Source organism: Thalassospira sp. MIT1004, from assembly GCF_001858545.1.
Taxonomy (GTDB): domain Bacteria; phylum Pseudomonadota; class Alphaproteobacteria; order Rhodospirillales; family Thalassospiraceae; genus Thalassospira; species Thalassospira xiamenensis.
On sequence record NZ_MCAO01000046.1, the window covers coordinates 224469 to 246365 of the forward strand.

Consider the following 21897-nt stretch of genomic DNA (forward strand, 5'->3'; position numbering starts at 1 on the left):
AAAGATAACATCTTTTCAAGGGATTAGGATTTTTTGCAAATTCCCTGAAAATTGTTCTTGATTTGTTCTTTTATTTATGTCATAAAGACAAAGTCAACGGGAGAAATGCACCCGGACCCAAAACCCGCAAAGCGTGATTCGCTTTCGCGGGTTTTTGCGTATTCGAGCCGGAAAGACAGGAGCAGGATGATGCTGGTAACGACGATGACAGGGCCGCGATCTGACGGGCCGAAAGGACGACGGCGACATCACCAACGGATCATGACTGGCAGGTGGAAAAGTCATTACGGCGGTATTGCGTCCGGGTGATGAGCCCGTGGAGAATTTGCGGAAAGTTGGTGTGAATCATGACGGGAGAGATGTGCCCTTTGGGTGAGGGGATTGTTCGGCGCAAGGTGATCCGGGGCGAGGCGATACCGGTCGGGATGGTTAGGCGACGCCGGGGACCATTCGGCCCGGCATGGCTTGGCGCAGAGACGGGGCTGGAAACTGCATTTGCAAATGCCGGAAGGCTTGTGACCAAGGGCGGGAAGTGCGCCCGCAGTGCGCCAGAAGTGCGTTCATCGACCATGATTGGTGCGGCCATCCTGTGGCACTGGCCTGTTGCATCGGTAGGCCGAACGGGGGGGGCTGCCGTTGGCGGGAGGTGTCGCTTGGTTGCAAAGGGCTGGTCGAATTCGCAGAAGAACCGTTTGGTTTTGTTGATCAGGCACTTTCCCTGACGGGCTGGATCAGGATATCCGCCGGGATTTTCCAGACTTCATGCAGTTTGCGAATTTGCGTCAGGGACAGGCTGGACTTGTGATTGAGGAATTCGGATGCGCGGGACCGACTGCCGAGCAGTTCGCCGAGTTCTTTGCGTTCCAGGCCATTTTGCTCCATATGGAACAGAACCGCTTCGACCGGATCGGGCGACGAGATTGGAAACTGTGCCGTTTCGTATTGATCAATCAGGATGCCGAGGATTTCAAGCTGATCGGCTTCGGGGCTGCCGGGGTCGGACTCCCAAAGGGTTTCGACCAACTGCATCGCCGCTTCATAATCGGCTTTGGTCCTGATCGGTTTGAGGGTGGCGTTCATTCTGTTGCTCCTGCCGGTGCCCGGCTAAAACTTGCTGACGGTTTTGGCATCAATCCTGTCATATTCCGCATGGGTGCCGATAAACTTGATCCATGCAATCTGAACGTCGAAGCGGTAGGCGACAATCAGGCGATAATCATTGCCGTGTATTTTGAACCTGATCCGTTCGGCATTGATCACTTTTGCAGTACCAAATGCACCCAAGACCTCTTGAGATGATTGCCAGTTTGCCTTTTGCGTTCGATCAAACCACGCTTTGAGTGGTTGTTCCGTTTCCGGGTGCTGTTTCCAGAAATCAACGAGCACTTTCCGGGCGATGATGCGCATATTCTCTTGCTTTCCTGTGCCTCATTCTGTCGTCCGAAAGTTCCAAACCTAGTTGCAAGATATCATGTTCCAAAAATTGGAACAATAGAATATTCAAACTGACCGCTGCGTCCTATTTTGCCGACAATGCTAATTTGGCCCCCAGCAACACAAACACCCCCGCAAAGCTTTTCCCAAGCCAATTCATGATCCGTGGCCGTTCGATGACGTGGCGGCGGAGTGTGCTGGCGAAGAAGCCGTAGAGTATGAACACTGAGAAGGTGATCGCCATGAAGATCAGGCCGAGCAGGATCATCTGGGCGGTGGTTCCGCTGGCATCTGGTGTCACGAATTGCGGCAGGAAGGCCAGGAAGAACAGGGACAGTTTCGGGTTGAGCGCGTTGAGCAGGATGCCGTCGCGGATGATTTTGGCGGCATTGACGGGATCGGATTTGGCGGTGACTTTCATCGCACCCGTGCCGCGCCACATGCCCCACGCCATGTAAAGCAGCCACGCCACGCCAAGGTAGCGCAGGATTTCAAAGGCAAGGGCGCTGGTGTGCAGCAGGGCCGCGAGGCCAAGGATGCTTGCCCCCATGGCGGGCAGGATGCCGAGCGTGCAGCCGAATGCGGCCCAGATGCTGGCGCGCATGCCGCGCCCAAGCCCGATGGCAAGGGTATAGATCACCCCCGTGCCGGGCAGCAGGACGACAATAAGTGAGGTCAGGAGATAGTCGGGGCTGATCATGATGGCGCGGTTCCGTTTTGTGGTTTGACCTGATCAGCCCAGTTAAGCGCCTTTTGATCCGGTATTCTTGAACGGAATTGCAGGCCCGGAAATGGATCAGTTTGCCCGTACTGCTTTGGCATAGCGCCCCGGTGACAGGCCATAGGCGCGGATGAAATGCCGGTTCAGGTGGCTTTGATCGGCAAAGCCCGCGGTTGCGGCGACCTCGGCCAGCGGGGTGCCGGTTGCGATCAGGCGGCGGGAGAGGTCAAGGCGGCGCTGGATGATATAGGCATGCGGGGTAAGCCCGGTGGCGCGGGTGAAATGGCGCACGGTCTGAAAGCGGCTGAGCCCGGCTGCATTGGCGAGATCGGCAAGCGAGAGATTTTCGTCCGGGGCATCGTCAATCATGGCCTTGGCGCGCGCGATGTTTTGATCGGCACGGTTGGGGCCCTGATTGCGGGCAGGGTCGGATTGGCCCGGTTTGATTCCGGGCACAATGATCGCGTGATGGAGCAGAAGAAACAGCATTTCTTCGCGCCGGAGGGCTGCGGTCTGGCTGTTACCGTGGGTGATGGCGTTAAAAAGGGCGGCAAAGCAATTTGCGACATCGGGGGATGTCATGACCGGGTTGGTGAATTCGTATTCGCCTGATTTGCCGTCTGTCATGTCGTGGGCGGCGTAACTGATCAGGTCCGGGTCGAAATAGAGCATGTTCCAGCCACGCGGGCTTTGGCCAATCGGCGTGCCGTCATGGACTTCGCGCGGATTGACCGTGATGATGTTGCCCGCCCCGGCTTCGACCATGCCGCGCCCCGAAAGCGATTTTTGTGCGCCCTCAAACATGAAGCCGATGCCGAACTGTTCATGGCTGTGTCTGGCAAAGCTGTGGCGTGTCCTGGCCATAATGGCCTCGACCCCGGTGCAGTCATGAGACAGGATGAGAAACGGTTCGTTTGATGCGTCTGACATGCCAGAAGACTGGCAGTTTTTGCGTTGTTTCGCAATCGGGTTGCCATCGGGTCGAAATCAGTTGCCGTTATTGTTGTTGGGGCCGAGCATTTCGCGCAAGCCCCCCAATCCTTCGACATGTTTGGCAAAGACGCTCATGACGATCAGAAGCGGGACGGCGACAAGCACACCGATGAAGCCCCATATCCAGCCCCAGAACGCAATGGCGAGAATGATCGCGACCGAATTGATGCGCAGCCGGTTGCCGACAAGGGCCGGGGTGAGGAACTGGCCTTCAAGGGCGGTGCAGGCGAGATAGATCGCGGGTGGCAGCAGGGCCGCGGTTGTGGTCGGCATGGAAACCAGTGCGACCATACCGACAATGCCGATGCCGACAACCGCCCCCAGAAGCGGCACGAAATTGAGGATCGCGGCGACAATGCCCCATAAAACCGGATTGGGCATGCCAACAATGGCAAGGAGGCTTCCGATGATGATGCCAAGCCCGATATTGATTGCCGATATGGTCAGGAGATAACGCGAGACTTCGCGTTCGATATCGTGCGCGATGCGCAGACCCTTTCGCCGGTCGCCAAAGGTTGGCAGGGCGCGGACCATTTTTTCATAGACCATATCCCCCGACGAGAGAATGAACAGCAGCAGCACGAGCATGAGCGCAATACCGGCAACAATTTCCGGTGCGCCCCGGGCGGCCTGGCTGATCATGGTGGGTTCCTGCACGACGACCTTTTGCGTGTCGGCCTGATCATTCTGGTTGGTGGCTTCTTCGACCTGCTTTTGCACATCGCGCAGTTTTTCAAGCGGTCCGCCCAGATCGGCCAGACGCAGGCGCAACTGACGTTCGATCCTGGGGGCGTCATCAATCCATTTTGATACCGGTTCACTCAGACCATAAATCCCGGCGATCACGGATGTCGTCAGGGTCAGGACAATAGCAAGCGCGGTCAGGCTTTGCGGGATGCGATAGCGGGCCAGCGTGCGCACCACCGGCGAGAATACCAGCGCCAGCAGGAAGGCCAGAATGACCGGTAAAATCAGGCTTTGGGCGATGTAAAAACAGCCAAAGGCCAGAATGACGAAGGTGCCGATCACCGATACCGTGCGCGCCCGGCGATAGGCGCGTGCGCGCGCGCTTAACATTCTTTGTTCGGCTTCATCGATTTCGGTAGGGGCATCCGCAGCACCGCTTTCAATGGCGGGGGTGTCGGATGCCTTGATCGGATCGGTCATGCAATCTGCTCCGGGCGGAATTCTGCCGGGCATGATGCAGGCGGCAGGAGGGTGACCTGCCTTTAACGTCTTGTGACAGGGTGATGTTCCGCCGGGATGAATGTAAGTGGCTGGTAAAGCAAAACGGCGCCCGAATTGGACGCCGTTTTGAGCCAGACATATGTCAGAAGATCAGAAGCGTTTGATCAATGCAAAGCGGACATTGTGCGACTGGAAGTCGCCATCATAAGAAAGGTCTGAGGCAGCACCGCCTTGGCCAATGTCTCTGTCGCCGTCTACAATGGACGGGAAATAGGTCAGGACATAGTCCCCGCGAAGCGACCAGCCATTGCCGATCAGGTACCCGGCCCCGATGCTGCCCGACACGCCGAATGCCGTTTTCGTATCGGTAAATGTATGATTTGTGCCTGTACCAAAAGTATCGGTGAATTTATGTGTGGTTTTGAACCGGCTGATCGATGGACCCGCCGCGAAATAGACCTGCCATCCCCCGGTCGCATAGCCGATTTTGGGGCGGATGCTAAAGGTGAAATCCGATTCAACGGTGGTTTGGGACGTGAAGCTGTTGGCCGGAGATGTATCATACGGGGTCCGGCCATGGCTTTCTGATTCAGAAAACGGCATGAATGTCAGATCGCCTTCCACCCCGTAAATCATATTACGGTCCTGATGGTCGTATCCGAAAAGGGCAGAGCCGGTGACGTCAAAACCGTCGATCGTTTCATTGAGGATCGGGGTGAGTTGGTTTCTGTCACTGCCCAAGGCACTGTCCTGGAAATAACCGGTATACAGCACGTCGGTGTCCGGCTTTGCCGCACTATATGCGCCACCAAGTGCCAGGCCGCCATAAAAGCCCGACCAGTCTGTTTCAGCAGAGGCGTGGGAGGCAGCGGCACACAGGATGACGGCTGCGATACCGGCACACGAAATACGTGATTTTAGAGGAAAGCGCATGATTTTGTGGCTCTGTTTGCTATCGCAGTCTGTCGACCGGGCGACGAGGTGAATAATGAATGATTATTCAATAGCATAGCTAGATTCAACGCGAAATAGAATTAATTGGTCAGGAGATTGCCGCAGCGACCCGTCAGGCGTCGATGGCCGGTTCCTGCAATTGCAGTTCACGGGCCATGATGACGGCCTGTGTGCGGCTATGGACCGAAAGTTTGCGCAGGATGGCGGAGACATGGGCCTTTACGGTGGCCTCTGTCACGTCAAGCTCGTAGGCGATCTGCTTGTTCAGTTTGCCTTCGGTCAGCATGTTGAGCACGCGCAATTGCTGTGGCGTCAGCTGGCCGATTTTTTCGGCAAGGCCGGTGGCCTCGTCATCAGCGGGGCCGTTTTCAATCGCGTCACGTGCCCAGTCGGGCATCCACATATCGCCATTCAGAACGGTGCGGATGGCCGTTCCGATCTGATCAACAGGGGCGGATTTCGGAACGAAGGCCGATGCGCCATATTCAATGGAGCGTCTGACAACCGGCAGTTCCTGACTGGCCGAGACGATGGAAACCGGAATGTCGGGATAGGAAGCGCGTAAGGTGAACAGGCCGGTAAAGCCGTTCATGCCGGGCATGTGCAGGTCCAGCAGGACAAGATCGATATCGCCGCTATGGGCTTCGATCTGTTCGATGGCTTCAGACAGGCTTCCGGCCTCGTACAGTGTGACGTTTTCCAATTCTGATGACAGGGCCTGTTTGAGGGCACCACGCACAAGCGGGTGGTCGTCTGCGATCAGAATCTGGAAGCTGTCAGCCATTGGCGATTTCCCCGGAAGTCATTTCCCTTGAAAGGTCGCGATTATTCCATCCCGTTATTTTTTAACGGCGTCTCACGATAATATTAAGGTGAGGGGACGATAACCCGGGATGACATTGTTTGTCTGGTGTGGTGCGACCCTGATGCGTCCTTGCTGCGCTGGCAGAAAGGAGTGAGGGAAACCAAAGATCACTCTCGCCCCACGAAATGTGAAACTTCGGCCCCCCTCGCGCCACCACTGATGATTATGACGACTAAAATCGGGCTCGTAAACTCTGCATTTGTCGGAAAGTGAAATTTACCTTATCTGTTGGGTTAATGAACGAAATTCAGTTTTGAAGAACTGCGCCGCGCTGCAACATTGGCGATTTTATACAATCACCGGCAACGCCGCGCAGACCAAGGGAAAAAGGACTGTCTGATGTCTGATCAACCGCAAGTCATCCGCCGCGAAGATTACACCGCACCGGCCTTTCTGGTCGAGAAGGTCGAACTGGTGTTCGAGCTTGATCGGGATGTTACAAATGTGAAATCGCGGCTGTTCGTGCATGCGAATCCTGTGCGTGGGACCGGCGGCGGCGACATGGTCCATCTTGACGGCGAAGACATGAAACTGGTTTCGATTGCGGTTGATGATCGCAAGCTTGGCGTTGATGAATATAGTGTCGATAAATCGGGGCTTAGCTTTACCGCGCCGGGCGACACTTTTGTTGTTGATATCGAAACCCAGATCTCGCCCGTCGCCAATACGCGGCTTGAAGGGCTTTATGTATCGCAAAGCGCGTTTTGCACGCAGTGCGAGGCGGAGGGATTCCGGCGCATTACCTATTTCCCGGATCGCCCGGATGTGATGGCGACCTATAAGGTCACGATCCATGCCGACAAGGCGGGCTGCCCGGTTTTGCTCTCAAACGGCAATCTGATTGATAGCGGTGATCTTGACGGCAACCGGCATTTTGCGGTGTGGGAAGATCCGTTCCCGAAGCCAAGTTACCTTTTTGCGCTGGTGGCGGGGGACTTGGCCTGTGTTGAGGACAGCTTCAAGACCATGTCGGGCCGCGATGTGGCGCTGCGCATTTTTGTCGAACATGGCAATGAAGACCGTTGCGATTATGCGATGGACAGCCTGAAACGGTCGATGAAGTGGGATGAGGAGGTCTATGGGCTTGAATACGATCTGGACCTTTTCAATATCGTTGCGGTTTCCGACTTCAATATGGGGGCGATGGAAAACAAGAGCCTGAATGTGTTTAACGCCAAATACATTCTGGCCAAGCCCGATACCGCGACCGATACGGATTATGAATTGATCGAATCGATTGTCGCGCACGAATATTTCCACAACTGGTCAGGCAACCGGGTGACGTGCCGGGACTGGTTCCAGTTATCCCTTAAAGAGGGGCTTACGGTTTTCCGCGATCAGGAATTTTCGGCTGATCAGCGGTCCCGCCCGGTGCAGCGCATCAAGGATGTCGCACAGCTTCGCGCGCGCCAGTTCCCCGAGGATGGCGGGCCGTTGGCCCACCCGGTACGCCCGGACAGCTATATGGAAATCAACAATTTCTATACCGCGACGGTCTATGAAAAGGGGGCGGAGCTGATCCGCATGATGCATACCCTGTTGGGCGCAGAGGGCTACCGCAAGGGGATTGATCTTTATTTCGACCGGCATGACGGGCAGGCGGTGACCTGCGATGATTTTGCCAAGGCGATGGAAGATGCCAATGAGGTGGACCTGAGCCAGCTTAAAATCTGGTATTCGCAGGCGGGGACGCCGAGCCTGAGCTGGCGCGGCGAATATGATGCGGATGCCAAGCAGTTCCGCCTGACGGTTGCGCAGAAAACCGAACCGACACCGGGGCAGCCGGACAAGGTTGCGCTTCATATGCCAATTGCGATCGGGCTTCTGGGCCGGGATGGCAGGGAGCTTGTTTCGCGCACCGTGCAACTGACCGAGGCCGAACAGACATTCGTGTTTGATAATATCGATCAGGTGCCGGTCGTGTCGTTCAACCGTGGTTTTTCCGCCCCGGTCAATGTCGCGACCGAACAGCCGCATGAGGAGCTTGTGTTCCTGATGGGGCATGACAGCGATGCGTTCAATCGCTGGGAAGCGGGGCAGAAATATGCGACCGCGCTGATGCTTTCAGCCATTGCCGAATTTGAAAAGAATGGCGGCGATGCGGACGCGGCATTGGGCGACGTGACCGAATTTGTGGCGGCGATGCGTGCGACCCTGATCAATGACGATCTTGATAAGGCGTTTCGCGCCGATGCGCTTGTCCTGCCGGGGGAAGAATTCCTTTCGGAGCAGCGCAAACCGGCCAACCCGGACGCGATCCATCAGGTGCGCAATGCGTTGCGCAAGCGCATCGGATCGGATTTGCGGGCCGAATTTGGCAATGCCTATCACCAGAACGCGTCAAACGCGGCCTTTACCCCGGATGCGGAATCGGCCGGGCAGCGGGCGTTACGCGCAACCGCACTTTCCTATCTGGTGGCAAGTGGGGACGGCGAATTTGCCGATCTGGCAGCCGAGCAATATCGCACGGCGGATAACATGACGGATCGGATGGCAGCGCTTTCGGTGCTGAACCATCTGGATTATCCGGGCCGGGCCGGGGCGCTTGCCGATTTCGAGGTGCGCTTTGGCAAGGATACCGTGGTGATGGATAAATGGTTCGGCCTGCAGGCGATGTCATCGCGGGATGATACGCTGTCGCGTGTGAAGGACCTGATGAGCCATCCGCTCTTCACCATGCGTAATCCGAACAAGGTGCGGTCGCTTATCGGGGCGTTCGCCATGGCCAACCCGCGCCATTTCCATGCAGCGGATGGCAGCGGATATGCGTTTTATACCGACCGCCTGATCGAACTTGACGATATCAACCCGCAGGTCGCGGCACGTCTTTGCGCACCGCTTGGCAAATGGGCGAAATATGATGAGGCGAGGGCCGACCTGATGAAGGCAGCGCTTGATCGTATCCTCGCCAAGCCGGATATTTCGCGCGATCTGTATGAAATCGCATCGAAATCGCGGGCGAGCTAAGACGCGGTTCGATATGTAATGAAAAAGGCGGCACGTGAGGTGCCGCCTTTTTTGTTTCGGACTGGTATTTAGCAGCCTGTGGTCAGGTTCCTGAAAAGAACGCCGGGATTCATTCTGTTTTCCGGATCAAGGCTTTTCTTGATGCCGATCATCAGTTCATAGCGCAGCGGATCGCACAGGCGTTCAAGCTCATCGGTCAGCTTGCGACCAACGCCGTGTTCGGCACTGAAGGTTCCGCCGAAGCTTGCCGCGATGTCGTGAACACAGCTTTGGACGTCATGCGTGACCTGTTCGGGATCGGAAAGCTGGTTCCAGTAATCATGCGGGAACATTAGGATGTAATGCACATTGCCGTCGCCCAGATGGTTGACCAGAAGCGGGGTTGCCATCGGGAATTTTTCGGCGGTGACTTCCTTGGCCCTGGCGATGAAGGCCGGGACCTTTGAGACGCGAACCGCAACATCGTGGACAAGTCCCATGCCTTCGAGCTTGTTGGCCTCGGTCACGGAATGGCGGACGTGCCATATCTGTTCGGCCTGCTGGGCGTTGCTGGCGATGAAGGCATCAAGGACCGATCCGTTTTCAAGGTTTTCGCCAAGAACCTCTTCAAAGATGCCGTTCAGATCGACCGATGCATCGGTTGCAGTCAGTTCGATCATCAAGGACCAGTCGGGAACGGTATCGAAAGGCACGCGGATGCGGTCAATGTGGCGGACAACCGCGTCAATTTCGGTGCCGGAAACGAGTTCGAAGGCTTCGATATAGGGGCCGCATTTATCCTGAAACTCGGTAAACAGGCGGACGGCGGTTTCGGGAGAATCAACTGACACCCAGGCATGTGCATTATTGGTGTTTTCCGGATGCAGGCGCAATGCCGCACCGGTGACAATGCCAAGTGTGCCTTCGGCCCCGATGAACAGATGTTTGAGGTCATAGCCGGTATTGTTTTTCTTGAGCCCCTCAAGATCGCTTAGAATCCGGCCATCGGCCAGAACGACTTCGATCCCGCAGACGAGATCACGCATCGGGCCATATTTGACAACGCCGGTACCCCCGGCATTGGTCGAGATCAGGCCACCGATCTGCGCACTGCCTTCGCTGCCGAGATAGAGCGGGAACTGGCGTTTGTAGGGCTTACTCTTTTCATGAAGGTCGGCAAGGATGACGCCGGCATCGACGGTGACGATATTTGCCGCCGCGTCAAATTCGCGGATCTGTTTCATGCGCTGCAGGCTGATGACGATGCCCGGTTTGTCATCCGCGGGGCTTTCGGGGACACCGCCGTAGCAGAGGCCTGTATTCCCCCCGAGGGGGAATACAGGCTGTCCTTCCTCGGCCGCCACTTTCATCGTCCGGGAGACCTCCTCGACATTGGCTGGAAGGGCAACGCACAGGGCTTTGCCTTTCCTTCGATCACGCCAATCTATCAGATAAGGGTGCATATCCTTTGGATCGGTGATCAAACCTTTATCGCCGAGGATTTGGTGGAGACGATTAATCATGGCAGGTCCTTGGAAAGAAGAGATCAGGCTACGTTGGCAAGAGAAGCGGTATCAAAGGCGGATTTCAGCGCCTTGATCGTGACTTCCGACGGGTCTTCAAGGGGCAGGCGCACACCGCCAACCGGCTGTCCGGCCATTTCCATGTATTTTTTCAAGGGGCCCGGGTTGGTTTCGCGGAAAATGGCATCGATTGCGTTGTCGAGCTGCTTCTGAAGGTTAAGTGCCTCGTGCAGTTTGCCGTTACGCGCAAGGTTGAAAATCTCGATCCAGATTTTCGGATAGACGTTTGCGGATGCCAGAACACCGCCCTTGGCACCAAGGGTTACATGGGTGGCAAACAGCGGTTCTTCGCCGCTGAGAATAGCCATTTTATCACCGGCCAGTTTCATCGTCTTGATGAATTCCGGCATGTCATAGTTTGAACATTTCATGCCGATGATCGAACCGTCTTCGGCCATTGCCTGAATGGTTTCGGCCTTGGTTGAGACGGTTGTGCGGCGGGGGATTTCATAAAGCAGAACCGGGACGCCAACTTCGTTGCGATAATTGGCAAAATATTCGCGCATGCCGTCCTGTGTACCGGCCGCGTAATAGGGGGTCACGGTCATGACCCCGGCAGCCCCGACTTTTGCGAAGTCCCTGCCAGCTTCGACGGCGTCGGGGAAGCCGGTGGAAAGAACGCCCGGAATGACCGGGGCGGTTCCGGCGGCATCGACGCAGGTTTGTACGATGTCCTTGCGTTCTTCGCGCGAGAGGGCCGGATATTCACCCGTACCGCCAATCGGAACGATGCCGGTTGCACCCGCAGCAAGCTGCCGGGTGACGAGGGCGGCAAGTGCTTTGTGATCAATGGATTTGTCACTTTTGAACGGGGTGACAATCGCGGTGTAAAGGCCGGAGATATCGTTTTTTGTAAGAGTCATTTCAGTCTCGTGTCTTTCGGGTGGTGGCGATCAGTTCAGGAAACCGAACATGCGCGGCAGCGTCAGGGAGACAGCAGGCACGTAGGTTACGATCAACAGAACGACGATATTGGAAATCAGGAACGGGAAGCTTTTGCGGACAATCGCGGCAAGCGGTTGGCCGCTTATGGCCGAGCCAAGGTAAAGTCCCAGTCCGTAAGGAGGTGTCATGAGCCCGATCATCACGTTAACCACCATGATGACACCGAATTGTACCGGGTCGACACCCATGGCAGCCACGATCGGGGTGAAAAGCGGGGCAAACAGAAGCAACTGAACGGAATCCCCGATCCAAAGTCCATTGATCAGGAAAAAGACGTTCAGACACAGCAGCAGCATCCATGGCTGCATATCAAGCGTTTCAACCAGCATGGTCAGTTCGGACGGCACACGTTCGGTTGCCAGAATCCAGCTGATCACACTGGCAAAGCCGACAATCAGATAGACCGAAGCCGACGTGCGGACCGCGCGATCAAGAATGTCCCATATCTGTTTGAGAGACAGGGTGCGATAGGCACAGATGCCGACCAGAATGGCATAGGCAACGGCAATTGAGGCGGCCTCGGTCGCGGTGAAGATGCCCGAAATGATCCCGCCAATAATGATCAGCGGCATGAACAGCGCCCAGAACGCGTTGTAGAAAATCTTGAATGCCAGCGCCAGCGTCAGGGCCTTGATCGGGTTGGCGGGGAAGTTGTTTTTCCGCGCGATGAAATAGATGACGATGATCTGGGCGATCCCCATCATTGCGCCGGGCACGGCCCCGCCAAGGAACAGGGCCGCAACCGATGTGTTGGTCAGGCTTGAGAAAATGATCAGCGGGATTGAGGGCGGAATGATCGGCCCCTGAATGGCCGAACTGACGGTGACGGCGGCGGCAAAGTCCGCGCGGTATCCATCCTTTTTCATCATGTCGATTTCGACAGGGCCGAGGGCTGAGATATCGGCCAGTGCCGAGCCGGACACGCCCGAAAACATCATGGAGCCGACAACGTTGACATAGGCCAGTCCGCCGCGCCAGCGACCGACCAGAAGGCGGGAGAACTGCACCAGCCGTTCTGTCATGCCGACCGATGTCATGATTTCACCGGCTATGATGAAAAGCGGAATCGAGAGCCAGATAAACACATCCATCCCGGTGAAGAATTTATGCGAATACATGTGCAGCATGTCGACCATGCCGGGCTTGACGAAGAAATAGGAAAGGCCGGCAAAGCCAATCGCAAAGATCACGGGGCTGCCAAGGAACATCAGCAGCAGCAGCAACCCGATCATGGTAAGAAGTGCGTAATCCATAATAACCCCTAGAGCTCGGCACGCAGAAGTGAGGCTTCCTGCTCGGTGTCGGGGCCTCTGAACAGGTCGCGAATGGCAAGGATGACCATGTGAAACAGCATCAGGGCCGCACCAACCGGGACAGACAGATAAATCCAGAACCATGACAGGTTCAGTGCTGCAGACGTGCGCCGCAGGCCGAAGATGGCAGAATCAATCCCTTTGACCAGAAGCACGCCCAGCAGCAGTGCGAGCAGCAGACGGAAGAAAGCGTTGCGATAACCCAGCCAGCGACGCGGCCAGAAGCTGTCAAAGAAGTCGACACAAACGAGCTGCTCATCACGGACAAGCAGGCTGCCGCCCAGCATCACCACCCAGACCATCAGGAAGCGTGATGCTTCTTCGGGCCAGGGCAGGGAGAAGTTGAAGCCAAATCGCAAGACGACCTGTATGAACAGGATGACCGCGACGGATGCAAGCATCAGCCGGGCTACGACCGAGGTTGCACGGGCGACAGTCGATGAGAGTTTATCGAGGGTCTGAAGCATGAGGGGCCTCTTTCGGATCGGGTTCTGACGGGGAACACGGATCACGGAACGTCGCGCGAATGGACCAGATGGCATTCGCAGAACAAGCAGGAACAAGAAAGGCCCGGCGGAAAGTCAGCCGGGCCCGTAATCTTATTTCTGTGCTTCTTTGACAGCAGCTTCGAGTTCATCGATCAACTGGGCACCAACCTTTTCTTCCATGAAGGCACGGATCGGTTCCTTGGTGGCATCGACGAATTTCTGGAATTCTGCCGGGGTCGGCTGATAAATCTCGACGCCAGCGTCACGAATGACCTTGAGGTCCTGTGATTCCTTGGCAGCGATAATGCCGAGCATTGCGAAAGTCGCCTTGGCGGTCGCGGTGTCAAAGATAACTTTGTCTTCGGCACTCAGGCCTTGATAGAAGTCATCGTTAATGGTGATGAGCGGCATGTTGATCAGGTGATGATCAAGCGTGTAGTACTTCTGGACTTCCTGAAGATTGGTCAGAAGCATGGTGTAGGGCGCGTTTTCCTGACCATCGACAACGCCGGTCTGCAAAGCGCTGTATAGTTCCGCCCATGCAATCGGGGTCGGGGAGGCACCAAGTGCCTTGACCATTTCCATATGCAGCGGAACGGTCTGGGTCCGGATTTTCAGGCCCTTCATGTCTTCGGGGGTATGGATCGGACGGACCGAGTTCGAGAAGTTGCGGAACGCGCCGGTCAGATAGCTGAGCACGCGTACACCGCTGCCTTCGGCAATCATGTCCGAGAGTTTTTTGCCAAACGGCCCCTCGTTCAGCACCTTGCGCGCGACTTCGGTGGTCGGGAAGGTGTAGGGCATTTCAAGGATCTGTGCGGGCGGATAGTATGCCGCGAGGTGGCCGGCATTCAGGCCGCCAACCATGTCAACCAGACCGATGGAATTCTGTTCCGCAAGGGATTCAAGGTCCCCAAGCTGGCCGTTTGGATAAACTTCGAGCTTGAAACGACCGCCCGATTGGGTCTGAAGGATGTTGTCAAAAACCTCGGTAAAGGTCCAGTACGGGTTATCAAGAAGGTCACCTTCGCCATCGACATGGGCAAATTTGACGATTGTTTGAGCATGCGCAGATATGGAAAATAATGCACTCAGGCCAACGGTGGCGGCGAGGGTGACATGCCGAAGCTTTCGAGTGATGTTCATATTTTCTCCTTATACCGGGCAGCGCACAGAGCAATGGTGCTTTGATGTCGGCCTGGTATTTCCCTGATAAATTTTCAGACACTTGCGTTTGGTTGAGTTTCTTATTGGCCGCAAAGTCGGTTTGGTGCCGGACGCATCGCGAAAGGTTGTGCTGCGAAGATTGGGCGAGAAGTTTTCGCAAGGTTCGAAATGCATCCGGTGAATTCAGAATATATCCGATATAATCGAAGTCAATAAAATACGATAAAAAATTTCCTATAGTATATTTTTTGTCAAATATGGCATATTTTCCGATATGGTATATGCTACTGATGCTGTAAAAAGCGAAGGGGGTGTTCAGGCTTCGGTTGTTCAACGGGCAGCTGCTTCTGACACGAAAGAGCATTGATTATGAACAAGGGGAATATCAAGGCATGAACGTCGATCTGGAAGATTTCCAGTCCAATCGCCGACAGACGAGTTCATCGGGTGACAGGCCTGATGCGTTTGGTCCGCGATTGCATCAATTGCGCAAGGCGCGCAACTGGACATTACAGGATGCCAGCAAGGCTTCGGGGATTTCGGCATCCGCTTTCTCAAAGATTGAACGTAGCGAACTGTCGCCGACCATCTCGACGATCCAGCGGATCGCGAGGGGCTTTGATATGGATGTCATCAGTCTCCTGGCTGATCCGGATGAACAGCCATCCCTGTTGGGACGTCGAAGTGTTACACGCGCGAACGAAGGTAAACCGCATCTTTCGGGAAGCTGCGATAACAAGCTTCTGTGTTCTGATCTGAAGAACAAGCGCATGACGCCGATCAAAACCCGTGTCGTTGCCAGGGATGTCGAGGAATACGATGTCTGGCCCAAGACGGATGCCGAGATTTTCATGACCGTGCTGAGCGGAACGGTCATCGTGCATAGCAAAATCTATGAACCGCTGGAGCTTCATGAAGGTGATTCGATGTATTACGACGCCAGTGCAGAGCATGTCTGGACCCGAAGCGGCCCGGAAGAAGCGGTTGTCCTGTGGGTTCTGACGAGTTGATCGCATGGCAGGGCTATTGAATGGCGACGATTATCGTGCGGTAGCACGCAAACGGCTTCCCAAAGGGCTGTTTGAATATATCGATCGCGGGACCGAGGCCGAACTGGCCATGGCCGATATCCGCCAATCCCTTGACCTTATTAAATTGCAGCAGGCTGTTCTGGCGGGGCATGACAATGTCGACCTGTCGGTTTCGCTGTTTGATCGCAAGTATTCCTGCCCGCTGATCATTGCGCCGACGGCTTTGGCCGGTCTGGTGTCGCATGACGGGGAGGCGAAGCTTGCCCGGGCTGCCGGAACGTTTGGCATACCTTTTTGTGTTTCGACCCAGTCCGTGATGACGATCGAAGACATTCGCAAAGGGGCGCCCAATGCGGAATTGTGGCTTCAGCTTTATGTCTGGCAGAACCGGGCTTTGACGTGGAATTTGCTGGATCGGGCACAGGGCTGTAATGCGGAAACCCTGATTGTGACGGTTGATACGCCGCAGGGACCCAAGCGCGACTATAACCATCGTAACGGATTTGCCATTCCCTTTGTCCCAACCGTGCGTGGCATTTCCGATGTGCTGCGTCATCCGGGCTGGTTATGTTCGGTCATGTTGCGGTATCTGATGACGACGGGTATGCCGAGCTATGCGCACTACCCACCTGAATACAGAACTGCGATTACCCGCCAAACGGCGGCGGACGATGTCAAAATCGAAAAGACGCTCAGTTGGGATGACATTGCGGAAATTCGGGATCGCTGGCAGGGGCGGCTTATCCTTAAAGGCATATTGTCGACGGTTGATGCCGAGCGTGCCGCCCAGATCGGTGCCGATGGTATTGTGGTGTCCGCACATGGCGGGCGGAACTTTGACCTTGCACCCGCACCGGCGACCGTTCTTCCGGAAATTGTGGCCAAGGTCGGTGGCAGGCTTGAAATTATGGCCGATAGTGGCGTTCGTCGCGGCAGTGATGTTCTTAAATATCTGGCGCTGGGCAGCCGTTCGGTTCTGATTGGCCGGTTGCCGCTTTATGGCCTTGCCGCTGGTGGAGAGCAGGGGGCGATAGATGTCCTTGCGATGCTTCTTGATGAAATGCAAAGCAACCTGATCTTTGCCGGTATTGGCCGTGTGGAAGATTTCAAAGAAAACGCCATTGCCTGATGGGGCAGGTAGTGCGGCAAAACCGATTGATGCAAATGAAAAAAGGCGGCACGTGATATGCCGCCTTTTTGTGTCGTGGCCTGTTTGAACGAGGCTTTGATCAGGTCAGTTTCATCCGTTCGCTGAATTCCTTCATGCGTTCGGAAAGATTGCGCGCCATGTCGGAAAGTTCGCGGCTGGCGGTGTTGAGGTCATGGGCCGAGCGGCCCGTGCTTTGGGCACCGTCATTCACGAACCGGATCATCTGGTCCATCGATCCGGCCCCCGAAGCAATGCGCTGCACGTTCTCCGAAATCTCGCTGGTGGCACGACGCTGTTCATCCACCGAATGGGTGATGGTCGACTGGATGTCGTTGACCTGATGAATAACGTCGCCCACCGTGCTGATGGAATGGGCGGCTTTCTGGACTTCCTGCTGGATCGCGGTGGTCAGATCGCCGATCTGGCCGGTTGCACTCGCGGTCTGATCGGCGAGCGATTTGACCTCGTTTGCGACAACGGCAAAGCCGCGCCCCAGTTCGCCCGCACGTTCGGCTTCGATGGTCGCATTGAGCGACAGAAGCTTGGTGCGATGCGCGATATCGTTGATCAGATCAATGATCGATCCGATTTCCGAACTTGCCTTTTCAAGCGATACGATATTGCGCTGGCTTTCTTCGGCCTCGGAGCGTGCCCGGTTGGTCACGTCTGCGGCCTCTGTTGCCTGACGGTTGATTTCCGCAATGGAGGATGACAGTTCCTCGACCGCGGTGGCGACGTTCTGGGTATTGCTTGCCGCCTCGCGCGAGACGTCAAGCGCGCTGCCCGACTGATCGACCGTATTTTCCGACTGGCTGGTCAGATCACGGGCAAGGCCAAGGAGCCCTTCGGACTGTTCGGTGACCGATTGCGCAACGCGGGCGACCTCGGCCATCATTTCGGTAACCGCAATGCGGCTTTCTTCGCGTTCGGTCACCACGTTCCATGCCAGCATGGTGCCCAGAAGGACATTGTCCTTGTCACGCACCGGGGCTGCCAGAAGTTCAAGGTGATCGCGTTTGGTTTTGACCACCTCGGTAAAGGGCAGGTTGGCCGGATTGGAAAGCCGTTTCTGGAATTCCGCACCGACCTTGAGGAAATCGCCCGAAACCGATCTGGCATCGCCACCGACATAGGCTTGCGCACTGGCATTAAGATATGTCAGTTCGCCTTCGGGCGTGATCAGGGCCGTCATGGTCGGGGTGTTTTCGACCATGTTTTGCAGGATCATCGCCTGACGCACAGCTTCACGCAGGCCGACAAGAGCCTTGCGCATTTCACCGATTTCATCGGACCCGACACGGGGCAGGCGGACATTGGTGTCCCCGTTCGAGATTGATGTCATCGCACCGGCAAAGGCGCGCAGATTGCGAAATACCGTGGTCCGAAGCAATATCCAGCCAGCGATCCAGCCGACCAGAAGAACGGCCACCAGAATTTCGATCGACAGCGTCCGAAGATCGTCGGTCTGGGAATAGAATTCGGTAATGTCGCGGTCAAACGTGGCGGTCGCCCAGACACCGCCACGGCCGTTTCCAACCGAAATATCGACGGTGGCACGGTGCGTGCCGCCCGCTGTTTCGGCCGGTTTTGCTTCTGCCTCTGCCGGGGCATCGCTATCGGCCGTTGGGGCCAGGGCTTCGCCGCCTTCGCTGGCATCCCCGTCTTCAAGGCTTTCAAACAGCACATTGCCGTCGCTGCCCAGAATACGGAAATTGCCGCCCAGAACCTTGCCGATCCCGGCCAGGGTCGGCAGGGGATCGGTGATGACTTCCATAAAGCCGACAGCGCGAAAACCGCCGACCGGAACAATGGTGCTGAAAACCGGTTTGCCGGTTGGGGTGGCCCACATATAGGTCACCGGTTTGCGGGCATCGGCCTTGTCGCGTGTTTTAAGGTAATCCATCACCGCCGCATCATTGGTGACACTGGCCCCCAGATTGGCATCCGAGGTTGCAAGCTGGTTGAAGTCGGTGTCATAGGCGATGGTTTCGACCAGAACCAGTTCGCCCTGAACGACCTGGCTGGCATTGGAAAGGATGTTAAGTTCGGCCTTCATGCGGGCCTGATCGTTATCCTGATAGCTTTTGACCAGACTGCCAAGGCGCGACCATTCATTGACAATCGGCGTGACCTTGTCTGCGTAATCCTGTGCCACGCGTGAACGGACAAAGAAATTGACTGTGCCGCCGACCGAATTGTTCAGCGTATCAACGGCAAAGTTTCGATAGGTGTCACCGGTCCACAGCAACATCCATGTGACTGCACCCGATAAAAGCAAACCTGTTACAAGCAGGATGCGTCGTAACGTCAGGAGGCCCGTAGCACCCCCTGCAATAGCCGTCTTCGCGGCTTTGTCTCCCGTCATTCATTACACTCCAGAGCCAGTTTTTTTTATGGTTCTTTTGGTGCTTCGTTCCCAGTCTACCTCTTGGGGGGTAATTGGTTTGATCCAAACAGAGCTTGGCGGCAAACACAATAGCGCTATTGCCCCAAACCCCATGTTTTTCGCGGTATACAGTATTCTATATATTCGTGACGGGCGCGAAATCGGGGCCGGGAATCCCGTGAGTTTCGAATGGCTATTGAAAAAACACAAAAAAACTTGCGAACGAGTGTGATAATCGTTTGCAATTAGATTTGTGATGCTCTATGACTGTGTTTGTCAAATGCAGACGGCAACGTCGTTTGCGACGGGCCATCAGGCTGACATGGCGTACCTGATGGTCACTGTTCTTCGGGACTCTCTCTCCCCGAAGGTCGATCTCTCTCACTCGAGGGGGCTGGTATCCGGAAATTGTGCGGGACAATTCCGGGCTATATACCAGCCTCCCTTTTTTTGTCCTGTTTTGAAATCGCCAAAGTTTCATGACATCTGCAATCTGCATATCGACGCGCGATTTTGGGTGCGACCGGGCCTGCGTTTTTAGCGTTTTATAAACGGCCTGTACCCTAAAAGAAGCAGGGTAACCTGTGGCGGGGTTCAATCGCCATGACGGATACGCGCGATATTTACAGATAATCAGTCGTAAAGGACCGGCAGAAAATGGCTGGCGAAGACGAAAACAACCGCACCGACCTGCATGCGGACCCGAAACCGGAACCGCAGAAAGACGCGCCCTTACCGGCGTTTATTTATGGCCGCAATGGTCATGGTGAGGACGGCGGGCGTCATCGACAGTCACAAAATGGGCGGATAGCAGAAATGGATCGCAAAACCTTACTGGGTCTCGCAACCGGTGCCGGCATGCTCGGTCTGGTCTTGTTCTTTGTCGGCATGCTGGTCGGCGCTGGGCTGTTCATGGACCCTGACGAACAGATGGCAGCCAACGAAAAACCGGCAGGGCAGGCCGAAATTCTGGCAACCCTGCCCGAAAGTCCGACATCAAACCCGGCACCGACAGCCGAAATGCCCGATGCCGGTACTCTGTCGGGGACTGAAACGTCATCCTCAACCCCGGCGGCACCGGCTGTGACCGATGATCCGGTGGGGGATCTGATTGCCGAACGCAGTGCCGTGATCGAGGGCGAGGATGAGGGCAATACCGCAGAAAACGGTGAGGCGGCCAATGAAGGTACGACCGACGGAAATAATGCCCCGGTCGCCCCGGAAATGAGCGACGCCGAAAAGGCGGCGGCCCGTGCGGAACAGGCCGATCAGGGCGCGAATGCCCCGCGCAAGCTTCAGGCACCGGAAATCAAATCAACCGATGATGCCGCAGCCAAGTCATCAGAAACCACATCCGCACCGGCGGCACCCGCGATCCCCGAAGCCCCGGCCGCCGCGGCGGAAAACACGACGGTTGTCAAGAAAACCGAACCGGCAGCGACGTCTGCGCCCAAAGCAACCGCGTCCGGGGCGGCCGCCCCGTTCTCGGTTCAGGTGGGGGCCTTCAAGGTGCATGAAAATGCCAGCCAGCGCGCCGAAGAATTGCGCAAGCTTGGCCTTGAGGTCGCGGTTGTCGCCCGTGGCCCCGAAGGGGATGCCACCTGGTATTATGTCCGGGTTGGCAGATTTACGACCATGAAGGAAGCGCGCGACAAGGCAAGTGCGGTCAAGAAGGACCAGAATCTTGACGGTTTCCCGGTCCGGGCCGAGCCCAATGACCGCGAAGTCAACTGACACATATATATAGTGTCGATCAATATGATACCGGGGCCGGTGCAGATGCTGCATCGGCCCTTTCTGTTTTCTGATGAACGGGTTTGTTTTTGCGCCATCTTTGCGGCATTCTACTTGCCTTCACAGGGCAAAGGCTTTAGGCGGTACGCCAGAGTTTTTCGGAAAGCAAAGCCGTGACGTGCCACGCGGGCAGCTTTGCACATCAGGATGGTTGGCAGAAACATGACCACACAGAACGATTTTCCCAATCTTCATATTCTCGATCACCCGCTGATCCAGCACAAACTGACGCATATGCGCAAGGTTGATACCTCGACCAAGACCTTCCGCCAGCTGCTGAAGGAAATTGCGCTGCTGATGGGCTACGAGATCACCCGCGAATTGCCGGTCAGCTATGAAGATATCGTCACCCCGATCTGCCCGATGAAGGCACCGATGATCCAGGGCCGCAAACTGGCCGTCGTGCCGATCCTGCGGGCCGGTCTTGGCATGGCCGATGGTCTGATCGAACTGATGCCGTCCGCGCGCATCGGCCATATCGGCCTGTATCGTGATCCCGAAACCCACATGCCGGTCGAATATCTGGTGAAGCTGCCCGAGGTTGAAGGCCGGACCTTCATCCTGGTCGATCCGATGCTGGCTACCGGGAATTCGGCAGTGGCGGCAGTTGATACGCTGAACAAATATGGCGTGAAGGATGAAGACATTCGGTTCATGGCGCTGGTCGCGGCCCCCGAAGGGGTCAAGGTCTTCCATGATGCGCATCCGAATGTACCGGTCTATACCGCGGGCCTTGACGAGAAGCTGAATGAAAAGGCCTATATTGTGCCGGGCCTTGGCGATGCCGGGGACCGTCTGTTTGGCACCCGCTGATCTGATCGCATGATACCGTAATACAAAAGGCCGCCTGATCAGGCGGCCTCAGACTGCTGACAAAGTCCTCGCCATTGGCGGGGACTTTTGATTCAATGGGGAATGCTTAAGAAACCCAGCCCGCTT

Annotated in this window: 18 protein-coding genes; 5 read left to right on the forward strand and 13 right to left on the reverse strand. The window is 55.9% G+C overall.

The window, feature by feature from the left end; translation table 11 throughout:
• Nucleotides 1-705: 705 nt before the first annotated feature.
• From BC440_RS21000 to BC440_RS21030, 7 genes are all read right to left on the reverse strand, one after another.
• Entirely contained in the window at nucleotides 706-1080 is a 375-nt protein-coding gene (locus BC440_RS21000) for a transcriptional regulator (protein ID WP_071241261.1), read from the reverse strand.
• Between the two features lie 24 nt (nucleotides 1081-1104).
• Nucleotides 1105-1407, reverse strand: a complete 303-nt coding sequence (locus BC440_RS21005; protein WP_071241262.1) for a type II toxin-antitoxin system HigB family toxin — start codon at nucleotides 1405-1407, stop codon at nucleotides 1105-1107.
• Between the two features lie 112 nt (nucleotides 1408-1519).
• Nucleotides 1520-2134 carry a LysE family translocator gene (locus BC440_RS21010; RefSeq protein WP_139192164.1) on the reverse strand — a complete coding sequence of 205 codons (615 nt, stop codon included), beginning with the start codon at nucleotides 2132-2134 and terminating at the stop codon, nucleotides 1520-1522.
• 96 nt (nucleotides 2135-2230) lie between these two features.
• Nucleotides 2231-3085 (reverse strand): AraC family transcriptional regulator, encoded by an 855-nt coding sequence (locus tag BC440_RS21015; protein WP_071241263.1) that lies wholly within the window; start codon nucleotides 3083-3085, stop codon nucleotides 2231-2233.
• Nucleotides 3086-3142: 57 nt separating this feature from the next.
• Entirely contained in the window at nucleotides 3143-4315 is a 1173-nt protein-coding gene (locus tag BC440_RS21020; RefSeq protein WP_071241264.1) for an AI-2E family transporter, read from the reverse strand.
• A 171-nt stretch (nucleotides 4316-4486) separates the two neighbouring features.
• Nucleotides 4487-5269 (reverse strand): outer membrane beta-barrel protein, encoded by a 783-nt coding sequence (locus tag BC440_RS21025; protein WP_071241265.1) that lies wholly within the window; start codon nucleotides 5267-5269, stop codon nucleotides 4487-4489.
• 133 nt (nucleotides 5270-5402) lie between these two features.
• The gene (locus BC440_RS21030) at nucleotides 5403-6074 is read right to left on the reverse strand and encodes a response regulator transcription factor (RefSeq protein WP_007092201.1); all 672 of its coding nucleotides are present in this window, start codon (nucleotides 6072-6074) and stop codon (nucleotides 5403-5405) included.
• A 420-nt stretch (nucleotides 6075-6494) separates the two neighbouring features.
• Here BC440_RS21030 and pepN point away from each other — a divergent pair, with 420 nt between their 5' ends.
• On the forward strand, nucleotides 6495-9122 hold the full coding sequence (pepN, locus tag BC440_RS21035) for an aminopeptidase N (protein WP_071241266.1): 2628 nt from the start codon (nucleotides 6495-6497) through the stop codon (nucleotides 9120-9122).
• A gap of 68 nt (nucleotides 9123-9190) precedes the next feature.
• On the opposite strand, the gene BC440_RS21040 is transcribed toward pepN, so the two are convergent.
• The 5 genes from BC440_RS21040 to dctP all read right to left on the reverse strand — a co-directional run bounded on the left by BC440_RS21040 (nucleotide 9191) and on the right by dctP (nucleotide 14576).
• Nucleotides 9191-10624: an FAD-binding oxidoreductase gene (locus tag BC440_RS21040; RefSeq protein WP_071241267.1), complete on the reverse strand. Its 1434-nt coding sequence runs from the start codon at nucleotides 10622-10624 to the stop codon at nucleotides 9191-9193.
• Between the two features lie 23 nt (nucleotides 10625-10647).
• A complete protein-coding gene (dapA, locus tag BC440_RS21045) occupies nucleotides 10648-11547 on the reverse strand; it encodes a 4-hydroxy-tetrahydrodipicolinate synthase (protein WP_071241268.1) in 900 nt (299 codons plus the stop codon).
• A gap of 30 nt (nucleotides 11548-11577) precedes the next feature.
• Complete coding sequence (locus tag BC440_RS21050; protein WP_114111874.1) at nucleotides 11578-12882, reverse strand: TRAP transporter large permease; 1305 nt, start codon at nucleotides 12880-12882, stop codon at nucleotides 11578-11580.
• 8 nt (nucleotides 12883-12890) lie between these two features.
• Nucleotides 12891-13409 carry a TRAP transporter small permease gene (locus BC440_RS21055; RefSeq protein ID WP_071241269.1) on the reverse strand — a complete coding sequence of 173 codons (519 nt, stop codon included), beginning with the start codon at nucleotides 13407-13409 and terminating at the stop codon, nucleotides 12891-12893.
• A 132-nt stretch (nucleotides 13410-13541) separates the two neighbouring features.
• Nucleotides 13542-14576: a TRAP transporter substrate-binding protein DctP gene (dctP, locus tag BC440_RS21060; RefSeq protein ID WP_071241270.1), complete on the reverse strand. Its 1035-nt coding sequence runs from the start codon at nucleotides 14574-14576 to the stop codon at nucleotides 13542-13544.
• Between the two features lie 413 nt (nucleotides 14577-14989).
• On the opposite strand from dctP, the gene BC440_RS21065 reads away from it, so the two are divergent.
• Nucleotides 14990-15607, forward strand: coding sequence for an XRE family transcriptional regulator (locus tag BC440_RS21065; RefSeq protein ID WP_071241289.1), 618 nt, complete (start codon nucleotides 14990-14992; stop codon nucleotides 15605-15607).
• Nucleotides 15608-15611: 4 nt separating this feature from the next.
• Complete coding sequence (locus tag BC440_RS21070) at nucleotides 15612-16757, forward strand: alpha-hydroxy acid oxidase (RefSeq protein WP_071241271.1); 1146 nt, start codon at nucleotides 15612-15614, stop codon at nucleotides 16755-16757.
• A gap of 100 nt (nucleotides 16758-16857) precedes the next feature.
• Here the strand turns inward: BC440_RS21070 and BC440_RS21075 are convergent, their stop codons facing one another.
• Nucleotides 16858-19143 (reverse strand): methyl-accepting chemotaxis protein, encoded by a 2286-nt coding sequence (locus BC440_RS21075; RefSeq protein ID WP_247643631.1) that lies wholly within the window; start codon nucleotides 19141-19143, stop codon nucleotides 16858-16860.
• Nucleotides 19144-19821: 678 nt separating this feature from the next.
• Between BC440_RS21075 and BC440_RS21085 the strand changes: the two genes are divergently transcribed.
• Together BC440_RS21085 and upp are read left to right on the forward strand one after the other, a co-directional pair.
• The gene (locus BC440_RS21085) at nucleotides 19822-20898 is read left to right on the forward strand and encodes an SPOR domain-containing protein (protein WP_071241273.1); all 1077 of its coding nucleotides are present in this window, start codon (nucleotides 19822-19824) and stop codon (nucleotides 20896-20898) included.
• Nucleotides 20899-21120: 222 nt separating this feature from the next.
• Nucleotides 21121-21771: a uracil phosphoribosyltransferase gene (gene upp, locus BC440_RS21090; protein ID WP_007092206.1), complete on the forward strand. Its 651-nt coding sequence runs from the start codon at nucleotides 21121-21123 to the stop codon at nucleotides 21769-21771.
• Nucleotides 21772-21897 lie beyond the last annotated feature (126 nt).

Coding starts and splice junctions, on each gene's coding strand:
- BC440_RS21000 (WP_071241261.1), bottom strand. CDS start 1,080: ATGAACGCCACCCTCAAACCGATCAGGACCAAAGCCGATTATGAAGCG.
- BC440_RS21005 (WP_071241262.1), bottom strand. CDS start 1,407: ATGCGCATCATCGCCCGGAAAGTGCTCGTTGATTTCTGGAAACAGCAC.
- BC440_RS21010 (WP_139192164.1), bottom strand. CDS start 2,134: ATGATCAGCCCCGACTATCTCCTGACCTCACTTATTGTCGTCCTGCTG.
- BC440_RS21015 (WP_071241263.1), bottom strand. CDS start 3,085: ATGTCAGACGCATCAAACGAACCGTTTCTCATCCTGTCTCATGACTGC.
- BC440_RS21020 (WP_071241264.1), bottom strand. CDS start 4,315: ATGACCGATCCGATCAAGGCATCCGACACCCCCGCCATTGAAAGCGGT.
- BC440_RS21025 (WP_071241265.1), bottom strand. CDS start 5,269: ATGCGCTTTCCTCTAAAATCACGTATTTCGTGTGCCGGTATCGCAGCC.
- BC440_RS21030 (WP_007092201.1), bottom strand. CDS start 6,074: ATGGCTGACAGCTTCCAGATTCTGATCGCAGACGACCACCCGCTTGTG.
- pepN (WP_071241266.1), top strand. CDS start 6,495: ATGTCTGATCAACCGCAAGTCATCCGCCGCGAAGATTACACCGCACCG.
- BC440_RS21040 (WP_071241267.1), bottom strand. CDS start 10,624: ATGATTAATCGTCTCCACCAAATCCTCGGCGATAAAGGTTTGATCACC.
- dapA (WP_071241268.1), bottom strand. CDS start 11,547: ATGACTCTTACAAAAAACGATATCTCCGGCCTTTACACCGCGATTGTC.
- BC440_RS21050 (WP_114111874.1), bottom strand. CDS start 12,882: ATGGATTACGCACTTCTTACCATGATCGGGTTGCTGCTGCTGCTGATG.
- BC440_RS21055 (WP_071241269.1), bottom strand. CDS start 13,409: ATGCTTCAGACCCTCGATAAACTCTCATCGACTGTCGCCCGTGCAACC.
- dctP (WP_071241270.1), bottom strand. CDS start 14,576: ATGAACATCACTCGAAAGCTTCGGCATGTCACCCTCGCCGCCACCGTT.
- BC440_RS21065 (WP_071241289.1), top strand. CDS start 14,990: ATGAACGTCGATCTGGAAGATTTCCAGTCCAATCGCCGACAGACGAGT.
- BC440_RS21070 (WP_071241271.1), top strand. CDS start 15,612: ATGGCAGGGCTATTGAATGGCGACGATTATCGTGCGGTAGCACGCAAA.
- BC440_RS21075 (WP_247643631.1), bottom strand. CDS start 19,143: ATGACGGGAGACAAAGCCGCGAAGACGGCTATTGCAGGGGGTGCTACG.
- BC440_RS21085 (WP_071241273.1), top strand. CDS start 19,822: ATGGCTGGCGAAGACGAAAACAACCGCACCGACCTGCATGCGGACCCG.
- upp (WP_007092206.1), top strand. CDS start 21,121: ATGACCACACAGAACGATTTTCCCAATCTTCATATTCTCGATCACCCG.